The sequence below is a fragment of the Protofrankia sp. CiP1_Cm_nod3 genome (assembly GCF_982290655.1).
In genome coordinates this window covers 1,891-4,820 of record NZ_CEVIVD010000241.1, presented here as the reverse complement: position 1 = coordinate 4,820, position 2,930 = coordinate 1,891, and the positions used below count along the sequence as shown (strand labels likewise).

Here is a 2,930-nt window from a genome sequence, read left to right as displayed (position 1 = left end):
GGTGAGGGCCGCTGGGCTGGGGGTGGTCGCAGGGCGTTACAACGGGGGGGCCGATAATTCGTTAGCGGCGGCGGCATCCGGCACCTGACCCCGGCCGAACCGGCATGATCACAATCTGTCACGGTCATGTTTTCGCGCGCCAGGCGACAGCCGGGGCACCCGGGAAGGCGGAACGGGAGCCCGGAAGCACGACAGGCGGCCCGGGGACGTCCAAGGGGGAACCCGGGGAGCACGCGGGAGGCCCGGGCCGCGTCGGCGGCCCCACGGACATGACGGGGAGTGAGAGGTATCAACACGGCCGGGATGTTGACACAACCGGGCCATCGACATGATCCCGACAGCGCCAGAGACTGGGGCTGTCACGCGGACATCGCGAACATCTGGAGTCGCGCATGGGCGTCGATCGGCGCAGGCTCGGGCTGGTTGCCGGGCTCGTCGCGGCGGGACATCTGGTGAGCACCTTCCCCGGGCGCGTCCGGGGCGCGCAGGATCTGACCGGCCTCACCACCGCCATGCGGGCGCTGGTCGACGGTTACGGGTCCACCGCCCCGGCACAGACGGCCCTGCAGGCGTGGAACCTCGACCGCCACATCGCCGTGTCCCAGGCGGGGGCGATCCGTACCAGGCATGACTGGCAGGCCCTGCACTCCCGCACCCTCGTGCTGGAGGGCAACGCGCTCATCGACGCCGGTGACGTCTGCTCCGGGCTGCGCGCGCTGGCCCAGGCCGAGTCGGTCGCCGCGAGCATCGGGGACTGGCCGACGATCGCGCACGCCCACGCCGTGCGGGCGATGGCCGCGCGGGGGCTGCAGCGCTGGCGGAGCGCGCTGGCGCTCGCCGTGGAGGGGCAGCGGTACGCGGGCAGCACCCCCGCCGCCGTGATGCTGGCGGTCGCCGAGGCGGGCGCGCGGGCGCGTCTCGGCGACACCCTCGGTACCGTCGCCACGATCGGCCGGGCGCAGGAGCTGATGAGCCGGCTGCCCACCGAGAAATACGGCGCCCCCGCCTACTCCCTCGACAGCTACCATCCGGCGCTGTTCGTGACGATGGCCGCCAGCGCCCTCGTCCTGGCCGGGCAGATCTACGCGGCCGCGCCGTTCCTGGCCGAGGCCCGCGAGCGGGTCGGTGGCGTGGACGGCGCCGGAGGCCGCGACCAGGGCGTCGGCTGCCTGGCCCCGCTGGTGCACGTCATCTGCGCGGACGCGGCGCTGCGCCGGGAGCGGCCGGACGTCGAGGAGGCCGAGCACCATGTCACCGGCGCGGTGGTCGCCTCGTCCGCCCGGCCGGCGGCCTGGATGGGCAGCGAGGTGTCCCAGCTCGCCGAGGGCGCCGCCCAGCACGGCGCCGACTGGTCCGACCTGGTCGCGTTGACCTCGGCCTGGGGCGGCTCCTCGGAAGAGGCCCCGGCCTGACGGGATCTGTCGGATATCCGTTGGGGTATGGGCGCCCGACGGTGCCCGGTGGCACATCGGGTAATAAAGACGCTGTGCGGATCCCAGAGCTCGACGCCGACGCGATGGCTGCCGCCCGGCAGCGGCAGGCAGTGCTGACCAAGCCCCCGGGTGCCCTCGGGCGCCTGGAGGAGATCTCGGTCTGGCTCGCCGGCGTGCAGGGGGCCTGCCCGCCCAGGCCCTTCCGGCGCATCCGGGCCGTGATCATCGCCGGTGATCACGGCATCGCGCGGACGGGTGTCTCGGCCTTCCCGTCGGAGGTCACCGCGCAGATGGTGGCGAACTTCGCCGCCGGCGGCGCCGCGGTGAACGTGCTGGCCCGCACGGTCGGCGCGTCCGTACGGGTCGTGGACGTCAGCGTGGACGCCGACGAGGCCGTGCCGCCCGCGGCCGGCGGCGTGGCCACGGCCGACGTCACCAGCCGTTACCGGGTCCGGCGCGGCAGCGGGCGCATCGACGTCGAGGACGCCCTCACCGCCGAGGAGGCCGCCCGCGCGTTCGACCTCGGCCGGACGATCGTCGACGAGGAGGTCGACGCCGGCACCGACCTGCTGGTCCCCGGCGAGATGGGAATCGGGAACACCACCCCGTCCGCGGCGATCGTCGCCAGCCTGCTCGACCGGGAACCGATCGAGACCGTCGGGCGCGGCACCGGCATCGACGACACCCGGTGGATGCTCAAGACCGCGGCGATCCGGGACGCGATGCGCCGCGGCCGGCCGTACGCCGCCGATCCGCTCGCCCTGCTGCGGGTGATCGGCGGCGCCGACCTCGCCGCGCTGACCGGCCTGCTGGTCCAGGCCGCCGTCCGCCGCACCCCGGTGGTGCTCGACGGGGTCGTGGTCTGCGCCGCGGCGCTGGCCGCCGAGGCGTACGCGCCCGGGTCGAAGGCCTGGTGGGTCGCGGGCACCCGGTCGACCGAGCCGGCGCAGAAGTTCACCCTGACGTCGTTGGGCATCGAGCCTCTGCTGGACCTCGGCCTGCGCCTCGGCGAGGGCACCGGCGCGCTGCTCGCCGTCCACCTGCTGGTGGCCGCCCAGGCGACACTCGCCGAGATGGCCACGTTCGACCAGGCCGGCGTCAGCGACCAGGCCGGCTCAGCCCCGGCCGGCCCGGCCGCCGGCGGCACCGCTTCCGCTGGCGCCGTTGCCAGCGACGCCGCTTCCGCTGGCGCTGCCCCCAGCGGGCCGGTCGCCAACGGCACCGCCGCCGTCCCGAGCGACACGCCCGGGACGGCGGGCGCCTGACGCGGGCGGCCGATGCTCGCCACGCGGACGGTCTTCTCCCTGCTCTCGCTGCTGCCCGTCCGAGGACGGGTCGTGCTCGACCGGCGCACGATGGGCCGGGCCATGACGCTCGCCCCGCTGGTCGGCCTCGTGCTGGGGGCCATCGCCGCCGCCGTCGTGGTCGGCTTCCGGCTCTTCACGAAGCTGCCCGCGGCGCCGCCGGGGACCCCGGCCCAGCCCCTGCTCCCGGCCG

At 75.3% G+C, this 2,930-nt stretch carries 3 protein-coding genes; all 3 read left to right on the top strand.

Annotated features, from left to right (window positions below; all coding sequences use genetic code 11):
• The first annotated feature begins 392 nt into the window (after positions 1 to 392).
• The gene (locus AC5LUJ_RS23555) at positions 393 to 1,412 is read left to right on the top strand and encodes a hypothetical protein (RefSeq protein WP_250287063.1); all 1,020 of its coding nucleotides are present in this window, start codon (positions 393 to 395) and stop codon (positions 1,410 to 1,412) included.
• Positions 1,413 to 1,486: 74 nt separating this feature from the next.
• Positions 1,487 to 2,698 carry a nicotinate-nucleotide--dimethylbenzimidazole phosphoribosyltransferase gene (gene cobT, locus AC5LUJ_RS23550; protein ID WP_493465806.1) on the top strand — a complete coding sequence of 404 codons (1,212 nt, stop codon included), beginning with the start codon at positions 1,487 to 1,489 and terminating at the stop codon, positions 2,696 to 2,698.
• Between the two features lie 12 nt (positions 2,699 to 2,710).
• A partial coding sequence (locus AC5LUJ_RS23545) for an adenosylcobinamide-GDP ribazoletransferase (protein WP_493465805.1) occupies positions 2,711 to 2,930 on the top strand: 220 nt, incomplete at its 3' end.